We start from the raw sequence: 7,408 nt of genomic DNA on the forward strand, positions 1-7,408 counted from the left end.
TGAAGACGATTTGAAGCCAGTATCATGAAAAACAATCATGGCCCGAAAAAGACAAAACCCCGGTTAACCAACCGGGGTTTTGCATGTGATGTATCAGGCTGTGTTATTCAACAACCTCGACCTTTTTGCCATTGAGCAAAAGGTCACTGGCCTCAGTCGAGACCGGAACAGTGTCACCATCCTTGATCCCGCCTTCGAGGATCTGCATCGCCAGCGGGTTCTGCAGATAACGCTGGATAACGCGTTTGAGCGGACGGGCCCCATAAACCGGGTCATAGCCTTTTTCGGCCAACCAGTCCTTGGCGGCATCATCAAGCTTGAGATCAATCTTGCGATCAAACAGAAGCTTCTCAAGACGGCCAAGCTGGATATCAACGATCTTGCCCATCTGATCACGATGCAAACGATGGAACAGGATGGTTTCATCCAGACGGTTGAGGAATTCCGGACGGAACGATGCCCGAACGATTTCCATGACCTGTGCGCGTACTTCGCCGCTATCATGCCCCGGTTCCTGATTGGCAAGGATTTCCCCGCCCAGGTTCGAGGTCAGAATGATCAGCGTATTGCGGAAATCGACAACACGGCCCTGGCCATCGGTCAGACGCCCTTCATCAAGAACCTGCAGCAGGACGTTGAACACATCGGGATGTGCCTTTTCGACCTCGTCAAACAGGACAACCTGATACGGACGGCGACGAACCGCCTCGGTCAGGGACCCGCCTTCCTCATAGCCGACATACCCCGGAGGCGCACCGATCAGGCGGGCCACCGCATGCTTTTCCATGAATTCGGACATATCAATCCGGACCATGGCCTGTTCATCATCAAACAGGAACTGGGCAAGGGCTTTGGTCAGCTCGGTTTTACCGACACCGGTAGGCCCAAGGAACAGGAACGAACCAATCGGTCGGTTTGGATCCTGCAAGCCTGCACGGGCACGGCGCACCGCGTTAGAGATCGATCGAACCGCATCATCCTGGCCGACAACCCGTTTGCGCAGCGTGTCTTCCATTTCCAGAAGCTTTTCACGCTCGCCTTCAAGCATCTTGTCGACCGGAATACCCGTCCAGCGCGACACCACGGACGCGATGTGTTTTTCGGTAACCGCTTCTTCCTTGATGCCGCGTGACGGATCATTTTCCGCCTTTTCAAGCAGTGCCTGAAGGGCCGGAATTTCTTCGTATTGAAGCTGTCCGGCACGGTCAAGCTTGCCATCACGCATCGCACGTTCAAGTTCACCGCGCGCCTGATCAAGTTGCTCCTTGATGTGGGTTGATGCTGCAAGTTCCTTCTTCTGGGCTTCCCATTTCGCGGTCAGCTCAGCAGATTTTCCTTCCAGCTCGGCTAGTTCCTTGTCCAGACGGCCAAGTCGATCCTTGGACGCGCTATCCTGCTCTTTCTTAAGCGCTTCGCGCTCGATCTTGAGCTGAATGATCCGGCGGTCCAGTTCGTCGATTTCTTCCGGCTTGGAGTCAAGCTCCATGCGCAAGCGCGAGGATGACTCATCCATCAAGTCAATCGCCTTGTCGGGCAGGAACCGATCCGTGATGTAGCGGTTCGAAAGTGTGGCTGCAGCCACCAGCGCGGCATCGGCAATACGGACCCCGTGATGAAGTTCGTATTTGTCCTTGATCCCGCGCAGGATCGAAACCGTGTCAGCCACCGACGGTTCGCTGACGAACACCGGCTGGAAACGACGGGCAAGTGCTGCGTCCTTTTCGATATGCTGACGGTATTCATCAAGGGTTGTCGCACCAACGCAGTGCAGCTCGCCACGGGCCAAAGCCGGTTTCAAAAGGTTCGATGCATCCATCGATCCTTCGGCCTTGCCAGCACCGACAAGGGTGTGCAATTCGTCGATGAACAGCACGACCTGACCGGCTTCTGATTCAATCTCGCTCAGAACCGCTTTCAGGCGTTCTTCAAATTCACCACGGAATTTCGCACCGGCAATCAACGCACCAAGGTCAAGCGACAGCAGTTTCTTGTCCTTAAGCGTTTCGGGCACATCACCCTTGACGATACGCAGTGCCAGACCTTCGGCAATTGCGGTTTTACCGACGCCGGGCTCACCAATCAGAACCGGGTTGTTCTTGGTCCGACGTGACAGTACCTGCACCGCACGACGGATTTCCTCGTCACGGCCAATCACCGGGTCAAGTTTGCCTTCACGCGCCGCCTCGGTCAGGTCACGGGCATATTTTTTCAGCGCATCGTACTGGTTTTCGGCACCCGCACTATCGGCGGTCCGGCCCTTGCGGATGTCATTGATCGCACCGTTCAGCTCCTGTGCGGTAACACCCGCATCAGCAAGCACCTTGCCTGCGGTTGATTTTGGATCAAGCGCAATGGTCAGAAGCAACCGTTCCGCCGTGACAAAGCTGTCACCGGCTTTCTTGGCGATTTCCTGTGCCTGATCAATCAGGCGGGCAAATTCGGATGAAAGATAAATTTGGCCATTGCCGCCGGAAACCTTTGGCAATTTTGCCAGTTCCTGCGCGCAACGTTCCTGGGCAAGCTTTGGCTTACCGCCGGATGCCTTGATCAGATTGGCTGCCAGACCTTCTTCGTCGTCAAGCAGCACCTTAAGCAGATGGATCGGGACAAACTGCTGATGGTTTTCACGCAACGCAAGCGATTGCGCTGACTGCAGAAAGCCTTTTGACCGATCTGTGAAGTTTTCAAATTCCATTCCTGTCACTCCTTGAGCCAACAGTATTTAGACAATGTGGACCTTCTTTGAAGCGTCCACGGCATTGGTGTCATTACCGAATTCTCAAATTATAGATTATTTCGACAGCGACAACATTGATATGTCTCAGTCTAGCGCGTTTGCAACCATATACCCCTACAAAAGTTGCAAGAATTAATTGTGCACTGCAACACAACTTTCTGGCATTATTCCAGATATCATCAGAGATCGCTGAGTAAAACGCGTTGTCGTATGCACCACCGAGCTACGCATCAAGGGTTGCCCTTGGCAAAACAACGTTCTAACGTCGCCCAAACAGACAAAATAGACATGCCATTCGTCCCGTTTTTCGGCATGCCAAAGCGCCATACAGGAACACAGATCATGACGATCGAGCTCAAAGCCATCAAAAGATACCCGGTCAAGGGAATGCGCGGTGTTGACCTTAAAGAGGCAAAAATAAGCGCACACCGCATGATTACCGATGATCGTCGTTTTGTGATCGCCACCCAATCATCTGTTGGCCAGGAAGGCGTTCATGAATGGGCCCGCAAAAGCAATTTCCTGCAATTGGTCAACACGCCCAAACTGGCTGAAATCGGCACCGATTATGACGACGCCACCTGCACGCTGACCATTCTTCGAAATGGTCGGGCGATTTGCAAGGGCAAGCTTGATGAAGCCATGGGGCGCACTGTGATCGAGGATTTCCTCAAGGCGTTTCTGAAAAACGAGATCGCCGGCACACCAAGAATCTATTCAGTCCCCGACACCAATTTCGGCGACATGAAAGAACCATACATATCGCTTCTCAACCTCGCATCAATTCGCGATTTTGGCAGCCGGATTGTCCAAAGTGAAATCGATCCGATGCGCTTTCGCGGCAACCTTCTGATTGACGGGCTCGAACCGTGGAAAGAGCTTGAATGGAACGAAGACAAGATCATCAAGATCAATGATGTGTCGTTCCGTGTTGTTCATCCGATCACCCGCTGCAAGGCAACCAGCGTCAACCCGGATACTGCCATTGCCGATATCAACGTGCCGCTCATGCTGCGCAAGGGCGTGAACCACCTTTACATGGGGGTTTACATCGAAGCGATTGAAGATGGCACCATCACCCCGGGTGACGAAATCTCAATCGCATAAAGATAACTAGTCGTTGCTGGAATTGAATGTCGGGGCATGGACAGCTATGCCCTTGAACATTTCGTCATGATACCAGTCAATGCGATAGGCGCGAATGGGTGGGCATCCCTTGCGAAACAGGATCTGTTCTTCCTTGGGGAAGCGGGCCACTTCGGCGGATCGCAAGATTGGCTGGTTATCCTGCGAGCGCAGATGCACCGGTCGGCTGGTATCCTTGCCGCCGCCGGTGTCCTCGAATCTCGACATCGCCGTCAGACCAGAAACCCAGTCAAGGTTGAACGCGCCTTCCTGACTTAGAACAGAAATGGCATCAACGCGCCCAACCACGTTTTCCCAGTTCAGACAGACATCCATCAAGCCACTCACGCCCGAAAAACCGGGCCAGACGATCATGCCATCGCCATAACCACCGCCCAAAAGGCGTTCAAACAACGGCATACGGCCAACACGTTCGATCCCGTCAAGCAAAACAAGAAACTCCGGGTCACCGGACTTCCATCCCCGCTGATTGATCAGGTTCATGATCCCCGACAGCATCACACGGCTAAACGATGGCTGAACTTGCGGATTTTCACCGCCAAGCTGGCCAATAACAAAGATCGAAACCGGGCCGCTTGTGATGTCTTCAAGCGTGAAGCTGCTTTTACTCACCAGACGCGCGATCTGTGGGTTGTCAAACTCCTCGGTTGCCGCCCGACAAGCCTCGATTATCTTCATGCGCTGATCTTCGGTCATATCAAGAATGTTCAGCGCGACCTCGGATATACGGCCGTCTGCGGACTCAATGCTCATCAATTCTTCAAGAATTTTATAGAACCGGTGCGATGGCATGATCAGGTTACGACGCACCTCGCCAAGGTTGCGGTCTTCCTTGGGACTTCTCTGGATTGTGAAAACAATAAAGCCCTGAAGCAGGGTTCGGGCGATCCGAACTTCCTGTTCATCCAGTTCCTGCACAAATACAGGCGCCAGCAGCGTGTCGGCAATGAAACCCGTATCGGAAATCAAGCCTTCGCCTTGTTGGCGAATGAAATCGAACGGATTGAATTGCTCTGTTTCCGCGCCGGATTGCTTGTGCGGGTCAATGACAATCAGCCGTTGCCCCATCTTGCTTCTGCGATCATGGATCGCGCGGAAAATGCTGCCGTGGCGTTCATAAACAAACAGATTTCCGGGATGCAAAAGCGCGTTTGGTTCCGCGGATGCACGATAATATTCCTCGGGCTTGGTGGCAAAGGTCAGAACGCGCTTCAGGCCACTCGCCCCAAGTAAACGCTTGTTCTCACCCCAGCGACCAAGAACCAAATCCGGACTGTTTTCAAGAAGCTTGCGACCATTGAGGTCTTCGACACTTGCCCACTGCCCCTCGGCCTTCATTTTAGCGGCCTCGGCCGCATTGGCAGGTTTCTTTGATTTCCTCGACGCGGGCGATTTCATGCGATTGAGGACAATGACAACCAGCGGCAGGAACATGGGAATGATGAAACATACAGCACCGAGGAGTGCCAGTTCATAATCACCGTTAAACAGGCCAAGGGCGACAACCATCGCACCAAGAGCCCACAACAAAACCATGACGACCCGAAATAAGCCAGCCCCCATCAATCACTCCCCGAAAATGCGCCGATACCGTGAAAGAATGCCGGCTGCAAGTTGCCGATCTTGGTTTCACGGTTTTAATTGTATTTTGTCCCCGATCCCGCACCAACAATAATCGAAGGTTGTGCGGGGTATTCAATTATATGCTTATACAGTTTCACATCTCTTAAAGCACTGCATCTTTGGGGGAACAACCAGCTATATTCTTCTGAACCAAAACGACAACACCCCTGCAAGCGGCCTGCTTGCAGGGGTGTTTGTCATGTTGAAGTTCGTTTCTGATCAGGCCGAAACCGGTTCGGATCCCTCGTCAGAAGTAGCACCTTCTTCATCGTCACGGCCAGAAGCCCGGCTGCGACCACGGCGTGCGGTCGGATGACGACCACGGGTACGCGCAGAACTGCTTGCGGCGCGACGCGGTTTCTTTTCGCCTTCGTCGCCTGATTCAGCACCGTCTGTGTTGGCAGCTGCGTCATCACCAGATGATTCTGCCGGTGCGCTTTCCTCAGCGGTCGCCTCGTCGGACTTCCGCGGACGTCCACGACCTGTGCTACGTGCATCCGAACGTCGCGCGCGCGGGGCGCGCTTGGGCTTGCCACCATCATCTTCCGACGCTTCAGCAGCATTCTTGTCTGCTTCTACAGGGGTGTTGTTGTCGTCACCATTGTTCGACGCATTTTCTGCGTTTTCACTGGTGTCGCCCTGCTGTTCGTCGTTCTGGTTTGACTGGCCGTCGTTGCGGTCGTCACGGCCACGATTGTTGCGCTGCCGATTGTTTTCACCACGTTCTTCACGGCGCTGATTTTCCCATTCCTGGGCGGCCTGAAGGATACGGTGGTAGTGTTCAGCATGCTGGTAGTAGTTTTCAGCTAGAACAGGATCGTCAGTCGCGTCCTTTGCTAGTGAAACATACTTTTCGTAAACCTGCTGGGCATTGCCGCGTACGCGACCGTCCGGCCCATTGCTGTCAAAATTCTGAAATTTTGGATTTACTGGACGTTTATTCGACTGTTGCCGTCCGCGCGGACGTTTATTGTTATTTCTCATATCAACATGACTTTGGTGTTGAAGGACAATCCGGCGGCATCATCGGCCCCGGAACCACTCCGTCTGAAAAACATATTTCCCGCTAAACAGCGCCGATCACGGCATTCGTACAAACCTGCCGGGAACCTTGAAAGGAACGGAGATTCTAGACTGTTTACAGGGGAACACGGCGCTTTCATAAGCGCGTCGGGCACCCGGCCCGTTCAAATCAACCTATATGGCTTGGCGGCTTATTCCAACTGTTTTTTTCACTCGCAGATGCTTTTTTTACATCACAGGTGCGGATTTATCAGATTATGCAACGTCCGACCGAACAACGGGTTTTCTTTGCCGCAACGCAACGTACAATACCGCCAAGATCTTCACGGTATTCCACCCCGACAAAGCCGGCTTCGATCAACAATTGCCCGACATCCTTTTCCTGACCGCGACCGATTTCAAAAATGACGAAGCCGCCCGGTTTTGCCAGATCAAATGCAACTTGCGACAGCGCACGATAAGCTGCCAATCCATCGCCCTCGTCCGTCAGGGCAAGACGGGGATCAAATTTCTGCACTTCTTGCGAAAGTGTCGTCATTTCATCGGCAGTAATATAGGGCGGGTTTGACATGACAAGATCAAACCCCTCTGCGCGATCCTTGGCGTCAAGCGCGCTATCCCAGTCCGAGACACGAAACTCGACTTGGTCATCAAGATCGAGAAGCCGCGCATTTTCCCGCGCACAGGTCACCGCCCCCTCGCTCAGATCAAGACCAATCCCCGTTGCTCCGGGCAAGTCACCAACCGTCGATAATAACAGGCACCCCGTGCCCGTCCCAAAATCAACAATCCGTGGCGCGTCGGCATCTTCCAGAAAATCGATCGCCCATTCGACAAGTGTTTCACTGTCGGGTCGCGGCTCAAGCGTTTCGGGTGACA

The 7,408-nt window shown here is 53.4% G+C and carries 5 protein-coding genes; 1 reads left to right on the forward strand and 4 read right to left on the reverse strand.

What is annotated here, in order from left to right; translation table 11 throughout:
* Window positions 1-103: 103 nt before the first annotated feature.
* Entirely contained in the window at window positions 104-2,695 is a 2,592-nt protein-coding gene (gene clpB, locus B2R48_RS11870) for an ATP-dependent chaperone ClpB (RefSeq protein ID WP_297000625.1), read from the reverse strand.
* 384 nt (window positions 2,696-3,079) lie between these two features.
* Here clpB and B2R48_RS11875 point away from each other — a divergent pair, with 384 nt between their 5' ends.
* Entirely contained in the window at window positions 3,080-3,844 is a 765-nt protein-coding gene (locus B2R48_RS11875) for an MOSC domain-containing protein (RefSeq protein ID WP_297000628.1), read from the forward strand.
* 6 nt (window positions 3,845-3,850) lie between these two features.
* Here B2R48_RS11875 and B2R48_RS11880 read toward each other — a convergent pair whose 3' ends face one another.
* The 3 genes from B2R48_RS11880 to B2R48_RS11890 all read right to left on the reverse strand — a co-directional run.
* Window positions 3,851-5,446 carry a type IV secretory system conjugative DNA transfer family protein gene (locus tag B2R48_RS11880; protein WP_213473970.1) on the reverse strand — a complete coding sequence of 532 codons (1,596 nt, stop codon included), beginning with the start codon at window positions 5,444-5,446 and terminating at the stop codon, window positions 3,851-3,853.
* 279 nt (window positions 5,447-5,725) lie between these two features.
* A complete protein-coding gene (locus tag B2R48_RS11885; protein ID WP_297000631.1) occupies window positions 5,726-6,490 on the reverse strand; it encodes a DUF4167 domain-containing protein in 765 nt (254 codons plus the stop codon).
* A gap of 289 nt (window positions 6,491-6,779) precedes the next feature.
* The coding region (locus tag B2R48_RS11890) for a N5-glutamine methyltransferase family protein (RefSeq protein WP_297000633.1) at window positions 6,780-7,408 on the reverse strand (629 nt) is incomplete at its 5' end.

Origin of the sequence: Thalassospira sp. UBA848 (assembly GCF_002295455.1) — a bacterium.
Taxonomy (GTDB): Bacteria; Pseudomonadota; Alphaproteobacteria; order Rhodospirillales; family Thalassospiraceae; genus Thalassospira.